The sequence below is a fragment of the Nocardia sp. SYP-A9097 genome (assembly GCF_009649815.1).
Classification (GTDB): Bacteria; Actinomycetota; Actinomycetes; order Mycobacteriales; family Mycobacteriaceae; genus Nocardia.
The window spans coordinates 96677-119130 of record NZ_WJIC01000019.1 but is presented as its reverse complement, the minus strand read 5'-3'; the positions used below and the strand labels follow the sequence as shown (position 1 = coordinate 119130).

Below are 22454 nucleotides of genomic sequence, written 5' to 3'. Positions count from 1 at the left end.
TCGCGGAGGACGGAAACCGCCTCTACCTGGTCGGGCTGACAGGATTTGAACCTGCGACCACTTGACCCCCAGTCAAGTGCGCTACCAAGCTGCGCCACAGCCCGTTGCACTCCGCTTCGCTTCGTGCTCGATGAGATTACATCAGCACCCCCCGGTTCCTCCAAATCGGCTGGTTCTCGGCGGTTTGGGGGGGTCGTTGGGCGGGCCGGCAACCGCCCTGCGGGTGAGGGTGGGTGGGGTCGGCTCGAAACCTGAAGTGCCTGGGGTGCACGCGACTCGGCAGTTGGTGACGCTGGTTGGCCGGGGCGGTGTGCTGGTGCCGCTGGTCTGGTGTGGCGGCATCACCGTATTTCGACTCCGGCGGTATCAGGCGGGGGTGATTTCGCCTGGCTGCCAGGACTTGTCGAGGAAGGCTGCGGTGGGGGAGTAGAGCCGCAGCATGGGGAACCACCCCTTGCTCGGTACGGTTTGGATCCAATTGCCTTGTGCGACACCGTCGGGCAGTTCGGGTGCGAAGACGAGCGTCACCGAGCCGTCCGCGGCGGGAAGGGCTGCGGGAGTTGGATAGGCCTGCGATCCGGCTCGGGGGAATCGTTGAGCGGTGGCGAGCATGGAGCGAGTCTGGTTGTCGTACAGCGTGATCGACCAGAATGCCTGTGCGGGAATGCCGGGTGGCAGGGTCAGTGTGTAGGAGCGTGCCCCGTCGAAGGGTTCCCCGTTGCTGTCGACGTACGCGCACAGGTACTGCGATCCGATGCCCGGCAGGGTGATGATCATCGCGGGTGTGACGAAGGTGGCGAAGTAGAACATGGCGGTGCGGCCGTTGAGTCGTAGTGCGACGGTGGATTCGGCGAGGTGGACGCTGTCGCGGTCGATGTGCGCGGGTGGGGCCATCATGTCGTATCCGCCCGGGACATACGGGGTGATCTTCAGCTGATCCTTGACCCGGCGTACGGCAGGTGCCGGATCGTTGTCTTCCAGAAAGGCGCGTCCCAATGCCATGACCTGTGGGGTGGCGGATTCGAACGCGAAGTACCCGCCGGTCGGCAGTGGTCCGTCGAAACCCTTGGGGTAGAACAGGTATCGCCCTCCTGCCCCGCGATCCGGCCCGGGCGTCCCGGCGTCGGTGATCCATTCGAAGCGCAGATCGTCGAAGACCATGAGCACGTTCTCCGGCACGTCGACGACGATCGGCCCGGCGGACAGGTCGAGCACCGACCAGAAGTACACGGTGTCGCAATTGGCGGTGAGGAACAGCGAGGTCGCGTCCATGAGCTCGCTGAAGATGGTCACATCGTTGTCGGCTGTACCGAACTCCCGCAAGCCCTGCACGAGGCGGTAGACCGAGGCCTGCCGAAACGCGCCGAGGGATGCGTCGACACCGCGCAGATAGTCCAGGTGAGTCAGGACCGCGTCGGCTGTCTCCGCGGTGGGTGCGCCGTCGACGAAGTTCAGTTTTCCGATCGGTGGATCCACCACGTCCGGTGTCAGGTAGGCGGCGGGAATCGACTGGGTCATCTGATGTGATCCTCCTGATCGGACGGCCGCGAGCGGCTGAACGGGCCTGGTTCACATCCTCCCGGGGTGCATTCCAGAGTTTCATAGCAACATGCGGGCAAAGTGCCGTATGTCAGCGGTCTCGATCCGGTGTTGACGCGGTCGTCACAGCATCCGACCTGTGTATGGCGGATATTCATTGAATCGCCATCTACCCGCTAGAGTGTTCCAGCAACTGGACGCTTGCTGCATCAGCGATAGTTCAGCAAATGGTCCGTCACACGACGATCCACCCGGATGTGAAGTCAGCGCGGGAATCCGCGGAATAGGAGATTGTCGAACATGCTGATTCTGCTGGGAGTCCTGCTCTCGCCCCTGCTCGCGGTCACCGCGCCCGTGTGGGCGCCGATTCTGCTCGCCCTGCAGGTGGGTGGAGCGTTGGCCACCCCGTAGCGGTACCTCCGCCGGGCGACCGTGAAACTCTCAATTCAGGAGAATCGTTTGTCTGTCATGCGTTTCGCGGCCGGAGCGGCGCTCGCCTCGGCCTTCATGGTTTCGGTGCCCGTACTGGCGTCGGCCCAGCCGATCTTCACGCCCGAGCCGGGTGGCGTCATCAAGGTGGAGTCCGCGCCGGGCGAATGGTGGAAGTGCGGGCTCTACAGCACGGACGCACCGAACGTGCGTGGTCTGCCGCCGGTGGTGAATTACCCGCCCGGCTCGTATTCGCAGCCCAACGGCGAGCTCCCTGCGGCGAATGACGATCCGGCCGTGGTGAATCCGAACTTCGGTACGGGGGCCGCCTACGCGAAGTTCGCGCCGGGCTCGACGGTTGTCGCCGACTGCGTGAGTCAGTATCTGCCGGTCTTCTGGCTGCAGGTGATACGCGCCGGCGAGTAGATTCGAATCGTATGAGATTGCCGCGCACAGGAATTCCGGTGCGCGGCAATTTTATGCGCGTCCTGCGGTCATACCACCGTCCACCACGAATTCGGCGCCATTGCAGTAGCTGGACTCCTCACTGGCGAGGAAGACGACCAGCGGTGTGACTTCCTCGGGTAATCCCAAGCGGGCGAGCGGATTCTGGCCGCGGTCGAGGGTGGCGTTCTCGTCCGCGCCCAGCATTGGGGTCAGGATTCCGCCCGGGTGTACCGAATTCACCCGGACGCCGAGCGGTGCCAGTTCGAGGGCCGCGGACTTGGTGAGCCCGCGCAGCCCGAATTTCGATGCGGTGTAGGCGTGTGCGCCGGGCACCCCTTGGATTCCGGCGGCCGAGGAAATGTTCACCACCGCCGCGGGCCGGCCCGCGACCAGGGCGTCCCGGGCGGCGGTCAAGCCGAGGAACGGCCCGGTGAGATTGATGGAAAGCACGTTCTGCCACTGCTTTTCGGTGTAGGTCCCGATCGGTCCACCATCGAGAATGCCCGCATTGTTCACCAGCACATTGAGCTTCCCGAACCGCGCGACCGTAGCCGCGACGGCCGCCTCCCAATCGCTGCCGCGCGTGACATCCAAATGCGTGAAGCCGGCCCGCTCCCCGAGCTGCTCCGCCAGCAGCGCACCGGCAGCATCGGAAATATCGCCGATCATCACCGCCGCCCCCTCCGCGACGAAGGCCCGCGCATGCGCGGCCCCCATCCCCGAAGCGGCCCCGCTGATCAATGCCACGCGCCCCGTCAACCGTCCACCCATATGCTGCTCTCCTCGCAATTCGACGACACCCGCCGCATGAGTGAAACACGTTTCAATCGACAGTTCAATCATTGATTGAATCCGGCCGAAGAGGTGACGGCGAAGGAAATCCCCTCCACCCGGGGGTGGAGGGGATTTCGATGTTCGCGCGTATTCCATTGTGGCCGAGGCTAATTCGGCTGCCGAATCAGTTCGTCGGCGCGGGAACCGGGGGTTGCCAGCAGCCCAGTGGGGGGCCGGGCGGGGAGAGCAGGGACCAGCCGATTGCGGCGCCGATTGCCGCGCCTATGAGGGCTCCGGGGAGGGCGCTGCCGGAGCCGCCGATTGCGCCGCCGATGAGTGCGCCGCACCAAAGAATGGATGCGAACCGGGGGTGTTTCGGGAATTTCTCAGGAGACAGGTATACGGCCGTGGCCAGTGGAATTCTCGGGTTGCCGGGTGTCCGGTCATCGGGATCGGGGGAGCCGGACCTCGCAAATGGATCGAAACACCCAGTGCGACAACACTATTTGCGCAGAGATTGGCACAGTTCGTCATAACGGATGCCGTGACTTCGCTGGATTCGTCTGTGAACCTGGATTCGCGCGTGATTGTGCGTGCTGAATCGCGGAAGGGGAGGACCTTGACGTCCTCGATGCTGTCCAAAGGGCAGAATGTAGCGCTGTCCGATGATGTCGAGCGGGTCGATGTCGTCATCGGGTGGACGGAGGCCGAGGTCGCGGTCGACGCCTCCGCGCTATTACTCGGAGCGGATCGAAAGGTGCTCTCCGACAATGATTTCGTCTTCTACAATCAGCCGGAATCGGCGGACGGTTCGGTGCGATTCCTGGGTTCGAGCGCGACCGAGGAGGGTGCGCAGACCCGGATCACCATCGAACTGGCGGCGCTGCCGGACGAGGTTCATACGGTGGCCCTCGCCGCGAGTACCAGCGCGGGCACCTTCGGTGAGCTGGGCAAGATCGCGTTCTGTGTGGTCGACGGGGCCGGCCGGGCGCTGGCCGAATATGTGACGGCGGATGCCACCACGGAGTCGGCCTTCCTGTTCGGTGAGGTGTATCGGCGCGCGGGGGCCTGGAAGGTGCGCGCGGTGGGGGAGGGCTGGGATTCCGGATTGGCCGGTCTGGCAGCGGATTTCGGCGTCGACGTCGCCGACGATTCGGAGGGCGAAGCGACGGCGGGATCGGAGGCTGTGAGCGAGCTGGAACCGACCGCGGGGCAAGCCATCGAAATCTCCGTGCCCGACCTGAAAACCGAGCAACCCGAGGAGTCGACCGCCCGGCCGGCGCGCCCGGCCCGAGGTGTGCGCACCGCCAAACAGGTTGCGAAGAAGGCCAAGCCGATCGAATTCAAACTCGCCGAGCATGATTCATGGCAGCCTGCCCGGCTCTTCTCGGTGATCGGGGTCGGCGCCGGTGAGGAGCAGGAGCGCCGGGCCACCTCCGCGCTGATCGCGACCATGCAGGCCGTTCGCCCCTTCGCGCGCGCACTGTGCGCGCGAATGGGCGCTCCCGCAGGCGCTTTCGAAGGTTTCATCGAGGTGCAGTATGAGCGGGGCGAGGCGACGGTCATCCCGGACGCGGTGCTCAAGGTGATTCGGGGCGGCCGAGTGTGGACGGGTCTGCTCGAGGTGAAGACCGGTAGCGGCAAGCTCAAGCGCGAGCAGCTCGAGAGTTACCTCGATGTGGCGCGCAAGAAGAAGTACGACGTCGTGGTGAGCCTGTCGAATGATATTCCGGCAGGTCCCGGCGAACTTCCCGTCGAGGTCGACCGGCGCAAGCTCGCCAAGGTCGCGCTGCGGCATCTGTCGTGGGCGGAGGTGGCGCACGAGGCGCGAATGCTGTTGTCCCACGGCGGTATCGAGGACGATCTGCAGGCGTGGTTGCTGAACGAGTTCCTGCGCTATCTCGATCATCCCCGCTCGGGGGCCGCGGAGTTCGTCGATATGGGCAGGCACTGGGTCGCGGTCCGGGACGCGGTGGTGGCGCGGACCCTGCGTGCGGGCGATCAGAAGGCGCTGGCGGTTGCCGAAACCTGGGTGTCGCTGTCCCGGCATCTCGCGCTGCGTTTGACCGCGGAGCTCGGGGCGACCGTCAAACATGTACTGCCGCGTCGGCATCGCTCCGATCCCGCGGCCCGCAATGCGGCGGTGGCGGAGCGATTGGTGACCGATGGCACGTTCGAGGCGGTATTGCAGATTCCCGATACCGCCGGTGATCTCGAGATAGTCGCGGATATGCGTACCAATAGGATTCGCTGTCGGATCGCCCTCGACGCTCCCGATGAGGGGTCTTCGGGTCGTCGTTTGTCATGGCTGCTCAAGCAGCTCCAGGACGCGCCGGGGACCGTCCAGGTCGAGGCGGTGTTCTCCGAAGGCAACGAGGCCTGCGAACACCTCGACAAGGTGCGGGCGAATCCGAAGGTGCTGACGGCGGGTCGAGCCGGGACGATCGTGTCGTTCACCCTCGAGCAGTCCTTCCCGATGGGGAACCGGCGATCCGGGACCGCGACGAGCTTCATCAGCAGCGTGACATCGGCGACCGATGCCTTCCACGGGGCTGTGGTCCAGCCGTTGCGCGGCTGGGTGCCCGCCGGAAACAATCCGAGCCCGCTGCCGTCGTGAACTCGAATGCCGGCTGATGCGGGGCCGGCTGATCCGGCCCCGCCCCGAACGCCTCACGCGGTGTGGCGGGTGGCGCGGCCGCCCTTGGACAGCTGGACCTGAGCGTTCATATGCTTGCTCATCTTGTAGGCGAATGGTGGTGTGCTGCTGACGAATTCCTTGTAGAGGGTGGCGGCTTTGCCCGCGAGGTACCAGCGGTTGGGGGTGTCGTCGGCATTGGTGAATTGGATGAGGGCGTCATGGCGGCCGAGGCTGAGCGGCTGGTGGAAGTAGCCGATCCGGAAGGGCTTCACGGTCTTACCGCGGAGCCGGCGGGTGATGGCGTCGGCGGTGTAGGCGGCGGTGGGCAGGCCGGTCTGGCAGGTGCCGTGGACCTGCCCCCAGGCCATGCGGATGGCGGCGGCGTCGCCGATGGGATGGATCTCCGGGTGTGAGATCGAGCGGAGGGTGGGGTCGGTGATGATGAGACCCTTTGCGTCGGTGGCGATTCCGGCATCGGCGGCCAGTGGTGAGACCTTCACGCCGGTGGTCCACAGCGTCAGGTCCGAGGCGACGAGTTCGCCGGTGTCCACGCGCACCGCGTCGGGCAGCACCTTGATGACCCGCACGCCGATTCTGCGGATGATGCCCAGGCGGTCCAGGGCCTTGTTCAGATGGGCGCGCGCCTTATCGCCCATCATCGCGCCGGGCTCACCCGAGCTGATCAGCGTGACGGTGAGATCGGGATGGCTCTCGGCGATCTCGGTGGCGGCTTCGATCCCGGTGAGTCCGCCGCCGCAGACCGTGACCGTGCCGCCCGCGGCCGCGATTTCGCGGAGCCGCAGCGAAAAGCGGTGTGCCAGACGGGGATCGTTGAGCGTCCAGGCGTGGTCCGCGACCCCGGGCACATTCCCGGTGTCGGTGCTGCTGCCCAGCGCGTAGACGAGGGTGTCGTAGCTCGGCGTCACGCCGTCATTCAGTGCGACCGTACGCGCGGCGGTATCGATGGCTGTGGCCGCGGCCTGATGGAACCGCACTCCGGAGCCGTCCAGCAGCTCCGGAATCCCGAAGTCCGTCAACTCCTGCCCGGCCGCGACCTGATGCATGCGCAGCCGTTCGGTGAAGCGGGCCGACGGGTTCACCAGCGTCACCCGGGTATCGAGTTTGCGGGTATTGCGGGCCAGCCGGACCGCGGCGAGCATGCCGGTGTAGCCCGCGCCCAGGACGACGATCTGGTGGGTGTGATCGGTATTCATGGCCTCTGCCTCCAAGGGCTCGTTCGTGGTGGTCGGCTATGGGACAGCTCAGCCCTCGTGAACGTGACACCCCGTCGGCGTGACCTGGGTCACCATTGAAATCGGCGATTGCATTACATTACGTAACGCGCTGTTATATATTTGAAACGTGATACATGACCAGCACACCCGGCCCGACCTACCCGAGGGATTCGACATCACCGACCCCGAGCTGTGGGCTCAGCGGGTACCCGTCGAAGAACTGGCGCAGCTGCGCCGGGCCGCGCCCATCTGGTGGAATCCGCAGCCCCACGACGTCGGCGGTTTCGCCGATGACGGATTCTGGGTCGTCACCAAACATGCTGATATCAAAGAGATCTCACTGCGCTCCGCCGAGTTCTCCAGCTTCGAGAACACCGCGATTCCGCGCTTCAACGACGATATCGCGCGCGAGGCCGTCGAGGCCCAGCGCGCGTCGCTGCTGAATATGGATGCCCCCGAGCACACCAAGCTGCGCAAGCTGATCTCGAAGGGCTTCACCCCTCGCGTAATCGGTGCTCTGCGTGCGAATTTGACCGCGCGTGCGCACTCCATCGTCCAGCGCGCCGCCGAGGCCGGATCGGGCGATTTCGTCACCCAGGTGGCGTCCGAGCTGCCGCTGCAGGCCATTGCCGAGCTGATCGGCATACCGCAGCAGGACCGCAAGAAGGTCTTCGACTGGTCCAATGCGATGACCGGCTACGACGATCCGGATTTCGAGGGCGACCCGCTCACCGCCGCCATGGAGATCATCGGCTACGCCTACGTCATGGCGGAGGAGCGCAAGAACAGTCCCGCCGACGATATCGTCACCGAGCTGGTGAATGCCGATATCGACGGGAACTCGCTCAGCTCGGCCGAATTCGGCTACTTCGTCATTCTGCTGGCGGTTGCCGGTAACGAGACCACGCGTAATGCCATCACGCACGGCATCATCGCCTTCCTCGAAAACCCGGACCAGTGGGAGCTTTACAAGCAGCAGCGCCCTGGCACCGCCGTCGACGAGATCATTCGCTGGGCGACCCCGGTCTCCTCGTTCCAGCGCACCGCCCTGGTTGATACCGAACTCGGTGGCGTGAAAATCGCTGCGGGGCAACGCGTTGTCATGGTGTACCGTTCGGCCAATTTCGACGAGGAAGTCTTCGAGGAGCCGAACCGCTTCGATATCCTGCGCGACCCCAACCCGCACCTGTCCTTCGGCGGCACCGGCGCGCACTACTGCGTCGGCGCGAACCTGGCTCGGCTCGAAGTGTCGCTGATCTTCGAAGCCCTGGCCGAGCGTGTCCCCAACCTCACCAAACTGGGCGACCCGAAACGCCTGCGCTCGGGATGGCTCAACGCCATCAAGGAGTTTCAGGTCGACTACGGCACCAAGCCCGCGGAGTAGCGGGCGCTCAGCCCGGCTCGCCGCCGCGGCAGGTCCTGCGATAGTCGCGGGGAGCCAGGCCGCGGCGGAGAGCGAATTGTTCGCGGAAGACCGCCGCGGTGCGGTAGCCGATCCGGTGGGCGATCAGCTCGATCGGCAATTCCGTTGTCTCCAAGAGCTGTTCGGCCCGATTGAGGCGTTCGTTCAATAGCCGGGCGTGTGGGCCCGAACCGGTCGCCGCGGCGATCGGTTCGGGCCACCGGCCGCGAGATCCCTCTCGTCCCGATTCCCTTGGACGCCATGCGATCTCGGTACCGGTGTACGCGGAGGCCGTGGATTTCCTCAATCGTCGCGGCGGCTACCGCGCCGATCTCACCGCCGCCCTTTTCGATCCCGCGGACAGGTCAGGGGATCGTTCCGAGAAGTTGGGTGCGCATGGTCGACACTTGGCTGCGCAGGGCCCGGACTATGGCGGCAACCTCTGGGCGGCGCAGGGTTTCGGGGCGGGTGACGAGCCAGTAGGTGACGCGGACGGCCACCTGGTGCGGGAGGACGCGGATGAGATCGGGGTGCCGGTCGGCCATGAAGCAGGGGAGCAGGCCGATGCCAGCGGATGCGCGGGTCGCTTCGACATGGACGAAAACGTTTGTGGAGGAGATTGATTCGCGCATGGTGGGTGCGAAGAGAGTGGGGGCCAGGTCGAGATCGTCCACCTGGAGCATGGAGTCGATGAAGTAGACCAGGGGGTGATTGGACAGGTCTGCCGCGGATTCGGGGGAGCCGTGCACGGCGAGGTAGGACTCGGATGCGTAGAGCGCCAGGGTGTAGTCGCCGAGGGGGAAGGCTTCGGCCCGGCGGACCTGAGGTTTGCCCACCACTACTTCTATGTCGAGGCTGGAACGTTGCAGTGATGCCCGGCGGGTTGCGGTGATGATTTCGACGGTCACCTTGGGGTGGTCGCGCTGGACCCGCGCGATGGCCGGTGCGGCCAGATAGGCGCTGAAGCCGTCGGTGGCGGACATGCGCACCACCCCCTCGAGGGTGCGGACGCCGTCGGTGCCCGAACCCAGTGCGCGAACCGCGGATTCGATGGTTTCGGCCGCTGCCAAGGCTTCTCGGCCCAGTTCGGTGAGTTCCCAGCCGCCCGCGCCGCGCATCAGCACTCGTCCGCCGAGTGCGTGCTCGAGTGCCGCGATGCGACGCGAGATGGTGGTGTGGTTGAGCCCCAGTTCATCGGCTGCTGCGACATAGCGGCCGGTGCGGCCCACCGCGAGTAGGACGAGCAGGTCGTCCGGATTTGGCCGGGGAGTGGCGGGGGTCACGCTCATTTGTGCATCTTTGCAGATATGGCCTGCGAACTTGCCCATTGCTGCCGTTCGAGTGTGCACGAATACTCGGTACCTGATTGATTTGTGGGCCGCGTCACAGATGAGGGGACGCGGCCCGATCGTGAAGGAGTTGCACGATGAGCGTCCGGGATACGGAGCCGCCGCAGGGCACAGCGCTGGCGGGACTCCGGCGGGTGGTGGCCGCCTCGATGGCGGGCACCGTCGTCGAGTGGTACGAATTCTTCCTCTACGGCACGGCGGCGACGCTGGTCTTCAACAAGGTGTTCTTCGCCAAGGGCACCAGTGATCTGGATGCGATTCTGGCGGCGTTCGTCACCTATGCGGTGGGCTTCGCGGCGCGGCCGATCGGCGGAATTGTGTTCGGGCACTTCGGCGATAAGTACGGCCGCAAGAAGCTGCTCCAGTTGAGTCTGCTGCTGGTGGGCGCGACCACTTTCCTGATGGGCTGTCTGCCGACGTTCGCGCAGGTCGGCTACCTGGCTCCCGCGCTGCTGGTGGTTCTGCGTTTCATGCAGGGCTTTGCCGTCGGCGGTGAGTGGGGTGGCGCGGTATTGCTTGTGGCCGAACACAGTCCGAGTAAGAGTCGCGCGTTCTGGGCCTCGTGGCCGCAGGCCGCGGTGCCGCTGGGCAATATGCTGGCGACCGTAGTGCTGCTGGTGCTGACCTCCACGCTGTCGGATGCGTCGTTCCTGTCGTGGGGCTGGCGGGTGGCGTTCTGGCTGTCGGCGGTGGTGGTGCTGATCGGCTACTACGTGCGCACCAAGATCACCGATGCGCCCATCTTCCTGGCCGCGCAGCAGCTGGCCGAGCAGGAGAAGGCGACCTCGTTCAGCGCCATCGAAGTGCTGAAGCGTTATCCGCGTGGGGTTTTCACCGCCATGGGACTGCGTTTCGGTGAGAACATCCTGTACTACCTGGTGGTCACCTTCAGCATTACCTATTTGAAGGTGCATGTCGGAGCCAATACCAAGGTGATCCTGTGGTGGCTGTTGGCCGCGCACGCAGTGCATTTCGCGGTCATCCCCCTGGCGGGACGGCTCAGTGACCGGTTCGGGCGTCGCCCGATCTACCTGATCGGCGCACTGGCCGGCGGCACCTGGGGCTTCTTCGCCTTCCCCATGATGGACAGCAAACACAATGCGGTGATTCTGTCGGCCATCATTATCGGCCTGGTCTTCCACGCCTTCATGTATGCCGCCCAGCCCGCCATCATGGCCGAGATGTTCCCTACTCGGATGCGGTATTCCGGTGTGTCCCTCGGCTATCAGGTGACCTCGATTGTCGCCGGATCGCTCGCGCCGATCATCGCGGTGCGACTGCTCAATACCTACAAGTCCTCGGTGCCGATTGCCTGGTACCTGGCCGGGGCCGCCGCCGTCACCGTGGTCGCGGTGCTGTTCGCGCGCGAGACCAATGGCGCGGATCTGGCCGCCATAGATCTCGCCGACGCGGAAAACCTGGCGGCCGAGAGCAATCGAAAGGTGGCCGCATGAGCGGCGAGCTGGTCGGACGCACCGCCCTGGTCACGGGCGGTGCGAGCGGGATCGGAGCGGCCTGCGCGAAAGAGCTTGCCGCGCAGGGGGCCACGGTGATCGTGGCCGATATCGACGGACCGGGCGCGAAGCGGGTGGCCGCCGCGGTCGGCGGCCACGCCTGGGAAATCGATCTGCTGGATGTCACCGCACTGGAGGACCTGCGCCTCGAGGTGGACATTCTGGTGAACAACGCCGGGGTGCAGAGCATCAACCCGATTGCCGACTTCCCGCCTGAGCGCTTCCGAATGCTGTTGGCGCTCATGGTCGAAGCTCCCTTCCTGCTCATTCGTGCCGCTTTACCGCACATGTACCAGCAGGGCTGGGGCCGGATCATCAATATCTCCTCGGTGCACGGCATTCGGGCCTCGGCCTACAAATCCGGATATGTCACCGCCAAGCACGCGCTGGAGGGGCTCTCCAAGGTCACCGCGCTGGAGGGTGGCCCGCACGGCGTCACCAGCAACTGTGTCAGCCCCGGGTATGTGCGAACCCCATTGGTGGACACCCAGATCGCCGATCAGGCGGCGGCACACGGCATCGCCGAGCAGGAGGTGGTGGAGCGAATCATGTTGACCGAGAACGCCATCAAGCGACTCGTCGAGCCCGAGGAGGTGGCCGCGCTGGTCGGCTGGCTCGCCACCGCTGCTGCCCGCATGGTGACCGGTGCGAGCTACACCATGGATGGTGGGTGGAGCGCCCGATGACGGTGTCCGAGCACACCGCGCCGCAGTGGACAACCGATACGGAAACCATTGCGGGCGCGCGGATTACCGACTTCACCCGGTTCGTGGAGCGGCGATATGGCGTCACCGCCGCGGACTATCACGAACTCTGGCAGTGGTCGGTCGACGATATTCCGGGGTTCTGGCGGGCGCTGTGGGAGTACTTCGAGCTCGGCGACACTCCCTCGGAGATACTCACCGAAGCGGCGATGCCGGGAGCCGAGTGGTTCCCCGGCACGCGGCTCAACTACGTCGACCAGGTGGTGCGCCAGGCGCGCGCCGATCGGCCCGCGATTATCGCGCTCGGCGAGGACGCCCCGCCCCGTGAGGTGTCCTGGGCCGAAATGCTTTCCCGTACCGCCGTTCTGGCCCGTTCATTGCGCGAGCTGGGGGTCCGGCCCGGCGATCGGGTCGCCGGTTACCTGCCGAATATCCCCGAGGCGGTCATCGCCTTCCTGGCTACCGTCAGTCTCGGTGCGATCTGGAGCGCCTGTGGTCAGGACTACACCGCCGCGGCCGCTCTGGACCGTCTCGGCCAGCTCGAGCCGACGGTGCTGATCACCGCCGACGGCTACCGATACGGCGGCAGAACACATGACAGGCGCGCCGAGATCGCCACTCTGCGTGCGGGTCTGCCCACCCTGCGCGGCACCATCGTGCTCGCACGACTGGGCCATACCCTGGAAGGCACTCTCGACTGGGATGATGCCACCGAGGACCTCTCCGCCGAGCTCGGCTGGTCTCCGGCGGAAATCGTCACCACCCCGGTCGATTTCGCGCACCCGCTGTGGGTGCTCTACTCCTCCGGCACCACCGGTAAGCCCAAGGGTATCGTGCACGGCCATGGGGGTGTCCTGCTGGAACACCTCAAAGCCATTGCCCTGCAGTCGGATATCGGCTCCGACGACACCTTCTTCTGGTACACCAGCCCCAGCTGGATGATGTGGAACTTCCAGGTCGCCGGACTGCTGGTCGGTGCGACCATCATCTGCTACGACGGCAGCCCGGCATACCCGTCTCCGGATGCCCTGTGGGACATGGCCGCTCGCACGGGCACCACTGTGCTGGGCACCAGCCCCGGCTATGTCCTCTCGTGTGAGAAGGCGGGTGTACTGCCCTCGCGCACCCACGATCTGAGCCGGCTGCGCCAGATCGGCAGCACCGGCGCGGCCCTGCCCGCCTCGTCATCGCTGTGGCTGCGCGACCACGTCGGCGATATTCCGGTCTCCTCCATCAGCGGTGGCACCGATATCGTCTCGGCGTTCATCGGCGGTGTACCGACCGTCCCCGTCCGCCCCGGTGAACTCTCCGCGCCGTATCTCGCTGTGGCGCTGCAAGCTTGGAACGAGTCGGGTCGCCCGGTACACGGCGAGGTCGGCGAACTCGTCGTCACCGCTCCCATGCCGTCGATGCCGCTGTGCTTCTGGAACGACCCGGACGGCTCGCGCTACCGCGACGCCTATTTCGATACCTATCCCGGGGTGTGGCGGCACGGCGATTGGATCACCATCAACGCGCACGGCGGTATCACCGTGCACGGCCGCTCCGATTCCACCTTGAATCGCAACGGTATTCGAATGGGCAGTGCCGAGATCTACCAGGCGGTCGAAGCGCTGCCCGAAGTGCTCGAAGCGCTGGTGCTGGGTATCGAACAACCCGACGGCGGCTATTGGATGCCGCTGTTCGTGGTCCTGCGCGACGGCCTGGAGCTCAGCTCCGAGCTGTGTGACCGCATCGCGCACACCATCCGTACCCGGGTCTCCCCGCGTCACGTCCCCGATGAAATCCTGTGCGCCCCAGGCATTCCGCATACCCGCACCGGGAAGAAGCTGGAGGTCCCTCTCAAACGCCTACTCCAGGGCGCGAATCCGTCCCGAGTCGTGGACCCGAGCGCGATAGACGCCCCGGAACTGCTGTCCTGGTACGCCACCCACCGCCCCGTCGGCACGGGTCCCGAGGTCTGAACCGAGAACCGCACCGGCAGCTCAGAGCGCGCTGTTCACCTGCACGCTGTGCGCTCCGGCGCGACGCCCGGAGAAGATGCAGTCGGCCAGCGACAAACCGCTCACATAGGAGTTGGAGCAGACTCCGACGGCTGCCCGTCCCGCCGCGAACAATCCCGGAATGGTGCCGCCGTCCGCGGTGCGCACCGCGCCGGTGTCCTCATCCACCAGCAGCCCGCCCAGGGTCAGCATGGGCATCGGATACGTCAGTCGCGCCTTGAATGAAATATCCAGCAGCGCATACGGTCCCGTGCGAATCGGCTTGCGGATATCGGCCGGTTTGCCCATCGGGTCCGGAAGATTCTGCTCGATGGCGCGATTGTGCGCGTCCACGGTCTTGCGCAGCGCCGCGGGTTCGATGCCGGCCCGCGCCGCCACATCCTCGATGGTGTTTCCGGTGATGGGCTTGACCCGCATGAGCCGCTCGGTCTGCATGCGCTGGAACCACACCGACTGTCCGCCGAGTTGCCGCTGCGATTCGGCCATCAGCTCCGCGTCCACCAGCAACCACGCCCGATTGCCCGGGCTGGTGGCAATGGCCGCGCCCATGGCCGCACCGTAGCGGGATTCGTCGAGCATGCGCTGGCCATTGGCATCCACCGCGATGGAACCGAAGAACGCGCTCGGCGGCGCGATGAACCGCCAGGTCGAGATGGCGTCCATCTTGCCGATGGCCGCGCCGGCGGCCTGCGCCATGGTGATACCGCTGCCGTCGTCACCGGCGGTCCCGAGCGGAAGGCCCTCTGCCCATGGGTAATTCGGTGCGTGTTGCCCGACCATCGTGCCGTTGGCGATGAATCCGCCGGTGGTGAGAATGACACCCGTACGTGCCTCGATGCGTACCGGCGTGCCGTAACGCGCTTCGATCCGATCCATCAGTTTGCCGACCGCGTTGCGCAGACCCGGGTGGTAGACACCGGGTTTCGCGGAAATCTTGGCCAGTGCCGCGAACCGCCGGAGCACCTTCGCGGGCGCATCGCGCAGCGTGATCGCTTCGACTCCGACGACCCGGCCGTCCTCGATGACGAGTCTGGTTGCCCGGGTACCGGTTTGGACCCGAACCCCGTGCCGGGCCGCCGAGGCCGCCAGCGGCCCGAACAGTTTCTTGCCCGAGACGCCCCGCCCGTGCGCGCGATGCCCGCGCTGCGCCGGTGTCGCCAATTCCCGGAAGCCACCGGAGTTTTCGCTACCCGAGTAGTACAGGTAATGCTCATCGGTCGGATACGAGGTCTTGTACGGGCACAGCGATGGCTGGAACGGCACCCCGTGCGAGCTGAGCCAATCGATCATGGCCGTCGAGCCCTCACAGAATCGCCGCAGCGTCTGCTCGCTCACCGCATCGCCGACCTCCGCGCGCAGGTAAGCGAGCATATTCTCGACATCGTCCTGCACCCCCGCCGCGCGCTGCACCCAGGTACCACCGCCGGCGTACACGATGCCGCCGGACAGTGCGGTGGCGCCGCCGCCGAGGAACCGGTCCAGGGCCAGTACATCGGCTCCGGATTCTCGTGCGGCCAGCGCCGCCGCCACACCCGCGCCGCCGTACCCCACGACAACGATATCGGCCGAAGAATCCCAGGTCCGCACCGCTGCGACCACCTTCCCGAATGAGATTGCCGGCGTCGGATGCCAAGCGGACTGAACTATAACGTGTTCTAGTTCACGGGTGCCATTCGCGTAGGGTGGAGAAGAATTTTCTGCGGACCTGAAAACGGACCTGAGAGGAATTCTCGTGCTCACTACCCGTTATGTCACCGGCTCCCCGAATTGGATCGATCTGGGGCACGCCGGATATCGAGAGCGCGGCCGCCTTCTACGCGGGCCTGTTCGGCTGGGATTTCCTGCCCGGCGGACCTGAAATCGGTGGCTACGGCATGTTTCGGTCGAACGGCCGGACCGTCGCGGGCGGAATGAACATTCCGGTGGAACAGTCCCCGACCGCCTTCACCATCTATTTCCAGACCGCCGACGCCGATGCCACCGCCGCGGCCGTGCGCGCCGGTGGCGGCGAGATCCTCGCCGAGCCCGCCGATGTGATGGACCTGGGCCGCACCGCGTACTTCCGAGACGCCACGGGAGTGCCCTTCGCGGTCTGGCAGCCCGGCGTCGACAAGGGCCTGGAGATGGTGGCCGACCCCGGCAGCCTGAGCTGGATCGAGCTCTACACCCCGGATGTGCAGGGCGCCCGCGACTTCTATCGCGTCGTCTTCGAACAGGATTTCTTCATTGTGCCCATGCCCGGCGGCGGTGAATACACCACGGTGAATCCGAAGGACACCGGCACGGAGGCCATGTTCGGCGGCATAGTGCCTCTCGATATGGATCCGGTGGAATCGGCCGAAGGCTCGTGCTGGCTACCGTATTTCGAGGTCGAGGACGTGGACACGGTAGTGGCCAAGGCGGAGCAGCTCGGCGGCAAAGTACGTTCGGCCCCGATCGATCTGGAGGGCGTCGGCCGCTTCGCCAAACTCGCCGACCCTTTCGGTGCGCGCTTCGCGGTCATCCGCACCTCGTCGTCGTAGTGGCGGATTCCGGTGTGCGGCAACAGGATTACCTCGACAGCTGGGTGGTGAGCTCATCGATGTAGGTCCGGAAGAGTTCGGCCATATCGACCTGGTCGGGGTCCAGCAGCCATTGCAGTTGCAGGCCGTCCATCATGGCCGAGATCTGGCGGGCCACGGCGGGTGTATCGATATCGGGGCGGAAGGTGCCGTCCGCGATGCCACCTTCGAGTGCGCCCGCCAAGTAGGTCTCCAGGATTCGATAGCGATTGATCACCCAGTGCCGGGCGGGGTGATCGAGGGTGACCGCTTCACTGGTGACGACCGTGAACAGTTGGACCAGGCCGGGTACGTGCATATTGTGCTCGACGAGCCGAACCAGTTGCTGCAGTGCGTCTTTGCCGCGCAGTTGCCGGCTCATGCCGAGGCGGTCGTAGTCGAGTCGGTCGCGGTATTCCAGGACCGCCGAGAGTAACGCCGCCTTGTTCGGGAAGTAGTGCAGCAGGCCGGGCTGGGAGAGCCCGCAGCGCGCGGCGATCTCGGCGATCGAGGAGTTGTGATAGCCGTTCTCGGCGAAACTCTCGAGCGCCTGGTCGATGATCTGCTCGCGGCGGTCCTCGCCCCGTCTCCGGCGTTGGGGGTGCGGCGTCATGAGGAGCGACAGTAGTCCGAAGGCTGGTAGCTGCAAAAACAGCATCGCATAACGAACCGGTAACAGTGCCGAGTAGTCACTCGGTAAACTGGTTGTCCACTGGCACACTCGTGCCAGCCGTTCAGGACGTGCGAGGAAGGACAGCCGATGACTCAGGGCACCGAGACGCCGATCGAATCGATCACGCTGCGGGGTGGCGCGGGTGCGCTCGCCGGATGGGAGGTGAACCCGTCCGCCGATACGCCGAACCTCGGCACCGTGGTGCTGGTTCCGGGCTTCACCGGCTCCAAGGAAGACTTCGAATTCATGCTCCCGCTGCTCGCGGCGGCCGGCTATCGCGCGGTCGCGTACGACCAGCGGGGCCAGTGGCAGTCCGAGGGGCCGGACGATATCTCCGGCTACACCATGGCCGACTTCGTCGGTGACCTGCACGGGGTTGTCGATCAGATCTCGCCGGACGCGCCCGTGCACCTGGTCGGGCACTCCTTCGGCGGCTACGTCTCCCGCGTCACCGTGGTCGAGACGCCCGCCCGATTCCGCAGCTTCACCCTGATCGCGTCGGGCCCGTCCTCGGTCGAGGACATCAAATTCCCGCCGCCGCAGATGGTGGCGCAGGTGGTGGAATCCGCTGGGCCGGAATTCCTTTGGCAGCAGATGAGCGCCGCCATGGACGCCGCCGGGCAGACGCCCTCGCCCGAGCGCGGCGAATTCCTGCACAACCGCATCCTGCGGACCAAGCAGGCGAACCTCCTCGGCATTCTCAAGTGCATGGAGGCGCCGCCGCTGGCCGATCCGGCCGTGCTGCGCGATGCCGGGGTGCCGCTGCTGGTCGCGTACGGCGACACGAACGATCTGTGGGACCCCGAGGTCCATGAGAAATTCGCTCGACAGTTGCAGGCTAGGACCGCGGTGTACCCGGGTATCGGCCATGTGCCGAACGAGGATGTCCCCGCGCAGGTAACGGCCGATCTGGTGAGCTTCTGGAAGGAACTGGCATGACCGATTACATCGAAGATCTGCTCGCCAAGCTGGATCTGGAGGGCAAGATCCGGCTCATCTCCGGGTCAAATATCTTCCGCTTCGCGGGCGATGAGAGCATCGGCCTGACCGAGATGCCCGTCTCCGACGGCCCCTCCGGTGTGCGCGGTGAGACCTGGGATGAGCGCGACCCCTCGGTCAGCCTGCCGTCCGGCTCCGCCCTCGGTGCCACCTGGGATCGCGATCTGCTCGCCGAGATCGGCGGGCTCATCGCCGCCGAAGCGCGCCGCAAGAATGTGTATGCGGTACTCGGACCGACCATCAATCTGCACCGATCCCCGCTCGGCGGAAGGCATTTCGAATGCTTCTCCGAGGACCCGATGCTCACCGGTGAGATGGCTGCCGCCTATGTGACCGGCGTACAGGATCACGGCGTCAGCGCGTGCCCCAAGCATTACGTGGCCAATGACTCCGAGACCGAGCGCTTCACCGCCGACGCGATTGTCGACGATCGCACGCTGCGCGAGCTGTACCTGTACCCGTTCGAGCGCTCGGTGGAGGCCGGCGCGTGGATGATCATGGACGCGTACAACTCCGTCAATGGCGTCACCATGACCGAAAACCCGCTGCTGGACGAGCCTTTGAAGGGCGAGTGGGGCTTCGACGGTGTGGTGGTCTCGGACTGGACCGCGGTGCGCTCCACCGAAGGTGCCGCCAAGGGCACCGACCTGGCCATGCCCGGCCCGTGGGAACTCTGGGCCGCGCCGCTGGTCGAGGCCGTCCGCAAGGGTGAGGTGCCCGAGGCCGCCATCGACGAAAAGGTCCGTCGCATACTGCGATTCGCGCAGCGCGTGGGCGCGCTGAACGGAACCCCGCAGCAGACACCGGCTTTCACCGATGAGACCGCGCGCCGGCTGGTCCGCGATGCCGCCGCCAAGGCCATGGTGCTGGCCGCCAATGACGGTGTGCTGCCGCTGGGCAAGCCCGCCCAGGTCGCTCTGCTGGGCGCGGCCGCCGCCGAGCCGCGCTTCGGTGGTGGTGGTAGCGCGACAGTCGTTCCGTCGCATACGACTTCACCGTTGCAGGGGCTGCGCGAGGTGCTGCCGGTGGTGTACACGCCGGGCGTGCATCTCAACGAGAATATGATCGCGGTGCCGCTGGATCTGGTCACCGATCCGGAGACCGGCACCCCGGGCGTGAACCTGCGCTTCCTCGACGGCGAGACCGTGCTGGATTCCGAGCACCGCACCGCCGGCACCCTCATGCTGTTCGGTACGCCGTACGCCATGCAGGCCAAGTCCTTCGAGGTGCGTGGCCGCCTGCGCGCCGATGAGGCGGGGGAGTGGCGGATCGGTTACGCGGGCGTCGGCACGCTGCGCCTGGAGATCAACGGCGAGACCGTGCTCAGCGAGACCGTCTTCCCCGAGGGCGGCGATCCGGTCGAGATGCTGCTGAGCCCGCCGCAGCGCTGGGTCACCCGCACCCTCGCCGAGGGTGAGGAGATCGATGTGCTCATCGAGCTGGTTCCCGCCCTCGACAAGGGCCTGCCCGCCATGGGCATCACCTTCGGTATCGGCCGCCCGCGCCGCTCCGTCGACGAGGAGTTCGCCGCCGCAGTGGAATTGGCGCGCAACTCCGAGGTCGCGGTGGTCGTGGTCGGTACCACCGAGCAGATCGAATCCGAGGGTTACGACCGCAAGGATCTCGCGCTGCCCGGTCGCCAGAATGAGCTGGTGGCGGCGGTGGCAGCGGTGAACCCGCGCACCATCGTGGTGGTGAATTCCGGTGCGCCGGTGGAGATGCCGTGGCGCGATGATGTTGCCGCCGTGCTGCTTTCGTGGTTCCCGGGTCAGGAGTTCGGCGATGCGCTCGCCGATGTGCTCACCGGCGCCACCGAACCCGGTGGCCGCCTGCCCACCACCTGGCCCAAGGTCATGGCCGATGTGCCGGTGCTGGACACCAAGCCCGCCGCCGACAACTCGCTGCCGTACACCGAGGGTATTCACATCGGCTACCGTGCCTGGCTGAAATCCGGTGTGGCCCCGGCGTATCCGTTCGGCCACGGCCTCGGCTACACCAGCTGGGAGCTGGTGGACCTGACGGTGAGCGGTCGCACCGCAACCGTCACCGTCCGCAATATCGGCGAGCGTTCGGGCCGTCAGGTGGTGCAGGCGTACCTGTCCCGTGAGGACAGCGCCATCGACCGCCCGGTGCGCTGGCTCTCGGGCTTCGCCGCGGTCGAGGCGGGTGCGGGCGAAACCGTCACCGCCACCATCGAATTGCCGCAGCGCTCCTTCGAGCACTGGACCGAACAGGGCTGGGCCGTCGAACCGGGCGCGTTCACCCTGCACATCGGCACCTCGGTAACCGCACTGCCACTCACCGCAGAAATCAGCTGAGACACCCCCATCCAACCGGCGAGCTCCCCTCGTCATCCCGGCCGCGAACCTCCCGGGATGACGAGGTGGGGCGGGACCGGGGGCGGGGGATCTTCGCGACGATTGTCCTCAATGAAGCCGCGGCGAACTTCATTTCCACGCTTTCTCTCACACCCTGGATTTCACCGTGGTCAACTCTGACGCCGACCTTTCGGTCGGCGAAACCCCTTCTGCGGCAAATGCTCCCACCAAGGGACTACTGCCTCTGCTGTTCGTCGGCAATGCCGCGATGTACGCGCTGTACTCCGGCGTCGGCGGCGTGCTGCTGCCCTTGCAGATCGAGCACATCGATCCGGCGAACAAGGTCGCCAATCTCGGATTGGTCGCGGGTATCGCGGCGGTCTTCGCTACCGTGTTCAATCCGGTCGCGGGTGCGCTCTCGGATCGCTCCGGGCGCCGAAATCCGTGGATTCTCGCCGCCGGCCTGAGCTCGATCGCCGCCATGGCGCTGCTCGGCAGTGTGCGTACGGTGCTGCTGGTGGCCATCGCCTGGTGTATCGGGCAGGCGGTCATGAATGTCTATCAGGCCGCCATCACCTCGGTCGTACCGGATCGAGTACCGCGGGAGCGCCGTGGAATAGCCTCGGCGGCAGTCGGTCTCGGCATTCCGCTGGGTACGGTGGTCGGCGTGGTGCTGGCCTCGGTCGCCTCCGACCATTACGGCATCGGCTATCTCGCCCTGGGTGTGCTGGTCGGCGTCGCCGCGGTGGTATTCACCGCCGGTGCGCGTGAACAGCGGATGCCACCCAAAAAGGCCGCGCCCCTGCGTGATCAGGCCACCGCGTTCCTGAGTGTGTTGCGCGAGCACGACTTCCGCTGGGCGTTCATCGGCCGCGCCCTGCTCGTACTCGGCTACTTCTGTGTGGTCGGCTACCAGCTCTACATTCTGCAGGACCATATTCGGCTGCCGGAGGGGATGAAGCCCGCTACCGCGGTGGCCTACCTCGCGCCCATTTCCGCTGTGGGAATGACCCTTTCGACGGTGGTCGGCGGTGTCCTGTCCGACCGGCTGGACCGCCGCAAACCCTTCGTGGCGGTCTCTTCGGTGCTGGCGGCGGTGGCGCTGCTGATTCCGGTCTTCAGTCCGACCTGGGGCGGCATGCTCGCCTTCACCGCGCTCAACGGCTTGGCCTTCGGCTGCTTCATGGCCGTGGACACCGCCCTGGTCACCATGGTGCTGCCCAAGGCCGAGGATGCCGCCCGCGATATGGGTGTGCTGAATATCGCCAGTGCGGGCCCGCAGATTCTCGGACCGTTCGTGGCGTCGGCGGTGGTCAGCCTGGTCGGATACTCCTCGCTCTTCATTCTCGGTGGTCTGCTCTCGGTGCTGGGCGCGCTCGCCGTCGCGCCGATTCGTTCTGTGCGCTGATCAGCGGCAGGCTTCGGCGATTCCTTCGAGCCAGTCGCGAATCGCCGCGCCCTGTGCCGGGGTGAACCCGGCCTCCAATTCGGCTTCTCGGTTGGCGACGGCGATTCGGGCCGCCGCCAACGTCTTTCGCCCCTCGTCGGTGATTTGAATCCGGTGTGTGCGCCGATCCGTGGGGTGTGGCTGCCGTTCGATCAGGCCGGCCTGTTCCAGGCCGCCGACCATTTCATTGGCGGCCTGGCGGGTGCTGGCCACCTCGCGCGCGATATCCGCGACCGACATGCCCGGATGCTGATCGGTCATCAGCAGGGTGGCGTATTGCGAGGTGGAGAGTCCGAAAGCCTTGAGCTCCTCGCCGATTGCCGCGCGCATGGTCAACCAGACCTTGCGGACCATGAAGGTCAGCGCACCATCGTTGGACCGATAGGAACCCACAGCACAGCCTTCCGGTGATTGACAGGTTCCTGACGATTATGCATTCTGTA

General features: G+C 65.8%; 18 protein-coding genes and 1 tRNA gene. 10 read left to right on the top strand and 9 right to left on the bottom strand.

Features of this window, described 5'->3' with window-relative positions; translation table 11 throughout:
• Positions 1-27: 27 nt before the first annotated feature.
• Both GFY24_RS29700 and GFY24_RS29695 read right to left on the bottom strand, forming a co-directional pair.
• Positions 28-104: transfer RNA gene (locus GFY24_RS29700), tRNA-Pro, on the bottom strand.
• A 262-nt stretch (positions 105-366) separates the two neighbouring features.
• The gene (locus GFY24_RS29695) at positions 367-1518 is read right to left on the bottom strand and encodes a DUF1214 domain-containing protein (RefSeq protein ID WP_153808409.1); all 1152 of its coding nucleotides are present in this window, start codon (positions 1516-1518) and stop codon (positions 367-369) included.
• A 480-nt stretch (positions 1519-1998) separates the two neighbouring features.
• Here GFY24_RS29695 and GFY24_RS29690 point away from each other — a divergent pair, with 480 nt between their 5' ends.
• Positions 1999-2394 (top strand): hypothetical protein, encoded by a 396-nt coding sequence (locus GFY24_RS29690; RefSeq protein WP_153808408.1) that lies wholly within the window; start codon positions 1999-2001, stop codon positions 2392-2394.
• 51 nt (positions 2395-2445) lie between these two features.
• Here GFY24_RS29690 and GFY24_RS29685 read toward each other — a convergent pair whose 3' ends face one another.
• A complete protein-coding gene (locus GFY24_RS29685) occupies positions 2446-3186 on the bottom strand; it encodes an SDR family oxidoreductase (RefSeq protein ID WP_153808407.1) in 741 nt (246 codons plus the stop codon).
• A gap of 622 nt (positions 3187-3808) precedes the next feature.
• Here GFY24_RS29685 and GFY24_RS29680 point away from each other — a divergent pair.
• Positions 3809-5806 (top strand): TerD family protein, encoded by a 1998-nt coding sequence (locus GFY24_RS29680; RefSeq protein ID WP_153808406.1) that lies wholly within the window; start codon positions 3809-3811, stop codon positions 5804-5806.
• A 53-nt stretch (positions 5807-5859) separates the two neighbouring features.
• Here the strand turns inward: GFY24_RS29680 and GFY24_RS29675 are convergent, their stop codons facing one another.
• Positions 5860-7041 carry an NAD(P)/FAD-dependent oxidoreductase gene (locus GFY24_RS29675; RefSeq protein ID WP_153808405.1) on the bottom strand — a complete coding sequence of 394 codons (1182 nt, stop codon included), beginning with the start codon at positions 7039-7041 and terminating at the stop codon, positions 5860-5862.
• Between the two features lie 148 nt (positions 7042-7189).
• Here GFY24_RS29675 and GFY24_RS29670 point away from each other — a divergent pair, with 148 nt between their 5' ends.
• On the top strand, positions 7190-8446 hold the full coding sequence (locus tag GFY24_RS29670) for a cytochrome P450 (RefSeq protein WP_309231500.1): 1257 nt from the start codon (positions 7190-7192) through the stop codon (positions 8444-8446).
• A gap of 7 nt (positions 8447-8453) precedes the next feature.
• Here the strand turns inward: GFY24_RS29670 and GFY24_RS43850 are convergent, their stop codons facing one another.
• Both GFY24_RS43850 and GFY24_RS29660 read right to left on the bottom strand, forming a co-directional pair.
• A complete protein-coding gene (locus GFY24_RS43850) occupies positions 8454-8633 on the bottom strand; it encodes a helix-turn-helix domain-containing protein (protein WP_375336121.1) in 180 nt (59 codons plus the stop codon).
• Between the two features lie 196 nt (positions 8634-8829).
• Positions 8830-9753, bottom strand: coding sequence for a LysR family transcriptional regulator (locus GFY24_RS29660; RefSeq protein ID WP_153808403.1), 924 nt, complete (start codon positions 9751-9753; stop codon positions 8830-8832).
• Positions 9754-9890: 137 nt separating this feature from the next.
• Between GFY24_RS29660 and GFY24_RS29655 the strand changes: the two genes are divergently transcribed.
• The 3 genes from GFY24_RS29655 to GFY24_RS29645 are packed head-to-tail and all read left to right on the top strand — an operon-like array spanning position 9891 to position 13995.
• Positions 9891-11267, top strand: a complete 1377-nt coding sequence (locus tag GFY24_RS29655; protein ID WP_153808402.1) for an MFS transporter — start codon at positions 9891-9893, stop codon at positions 11265-11267.
• Positions 11264-12013 carry a 3-hydroxybutyrate dehydrogenase gene (locus GFY24_RS29650; protein ID WP_153808401.1) on the top strand — a complete coding sequence of 250 codons (750 nt, stop codon included), beginning with the start codon at positions 11264-11266 and terminating at the stop codon, positions 12011-12013. The genes GFY24_RS29655 and GFY24_RS29650 overlap by 4 nt, the downstream gene beginning before the upstream one ends.
• Positions 12010-13995, top strand: a complete 1986-nt coding sequence (locus GFY24_RS29645) for an acetoacetate--CoA ligase (protein WP_153808400.1) — start codon at positions 12010-12012, stop codon at positions 13993-13995. Before GFY24_RS29650 ends, GFY24_RS29645 begins: the two co-directional genes overlap by 4 nt.
• A 21-nt stretch (positions 13996-14016) precedes the next feature.
• On the opposite strand, the gene GFY24_RS29640 is transcribed toward GFY24_RS29645, so the two are convergent.
• The gene (locus GFY24_RS29640) at positions 14017-15621 is read right to left on the bottom strand and encodes an FAD-binding protein (protein WP_309231498.1); all 1605 of its coding nucleotides are present in this window, start codon (positions 15619-15621) and stop codon (positions 14017-14019) included.
• A gap of 161 nt (positions 15622-15782) precedes the next feature.
• Here GFY24_RS29640 and GFY24_RS29635 point away from each other — a divergent pair, with 161 nt between their 5' ends.
• A complete protein-coding gene (locus GFY24_RS29635; RefSeq protein WP_228566756.1) occupies positions 15783-16556 on the top strand; it encodes a VOC family protein in 774 nt (257 codons plus the stop codon).
• Between the two features lie 28 nt (positions 16557-16584).
• On the opposite strand, the gene GFY24_RS29630 is transcribed toward GFY24_RS29635, so the two are convergent.
• On the bottom strand, positions 16585-17187 hold the full coding sequence (locus tag GFY24_RS29630; protein WP_153808399.1) for a TetR/AcrR family transcriptional regulator: 603 nt from the start codon (positions 17185-17187) through the stop codon (positions 16585-16587).
• 147 nt (positions 17188-17334) lie between these two features.
• Here GFY24_RS29630 and GFY24_RS29625 point away from each other — a divergent pair, with 147 nt between their 5' ends.
• The 3 genes from GFY24_RS29625 (at position 17335) to GFY24_RS29615 (ending at position 21972) form a co-directional block, all read left to right on the top strand.
• A complete protein-coding gene (locus tag GFY24_RS29625) occupies positions 17335-18186 on the top strand; it encodes an alpha/beta fold hydrolase (RefSeq protein WP_153808398.1) in 852 nt (283 codons plus the stop codon).
• Positions 18183-20564 (top strand): glycoside hydrolase family 3 protein, encoded by a 2382-nt coding sequence (locus GFY24_RS29620; RefSeq protein ID WP_153808397.1) that lies wholly within the window; start codon positions 18183-18185, stop codon positions 20562-20564. Before GFY24_RS29625 ends, GFY24_RS29620 begins: the two co-directional genes overlap by 4 nt.
• A 166-nt stretch (positions 20565-20730) precedes the next feature.
• A complete protein-coding gene (locus tag GFY24_RS29615) occupies positions 20731-21972 on the top strand; it encodes an MFS transporter (protein ID WP_309231497.1) in 1242 nt (413 codons plus the stop codon).
• Here GFY24_RS29615 and GFY24_RS29610 read toward each other — a convergent pair whose 3' ends face one another.
• Positions 21973-22404 (bottom strand): MarR family transcriptional regulator, encoded by a 432-nt coding sequence (locus tag GFY24_RS29610; protein ID WP_309231496.1) that lies wholly within the window; start codon positions 22402-22404, stop codon positions 21973-21975.
• Between the last annotated feature and the right edge of the window lie 50 nt (positions 22405-22454).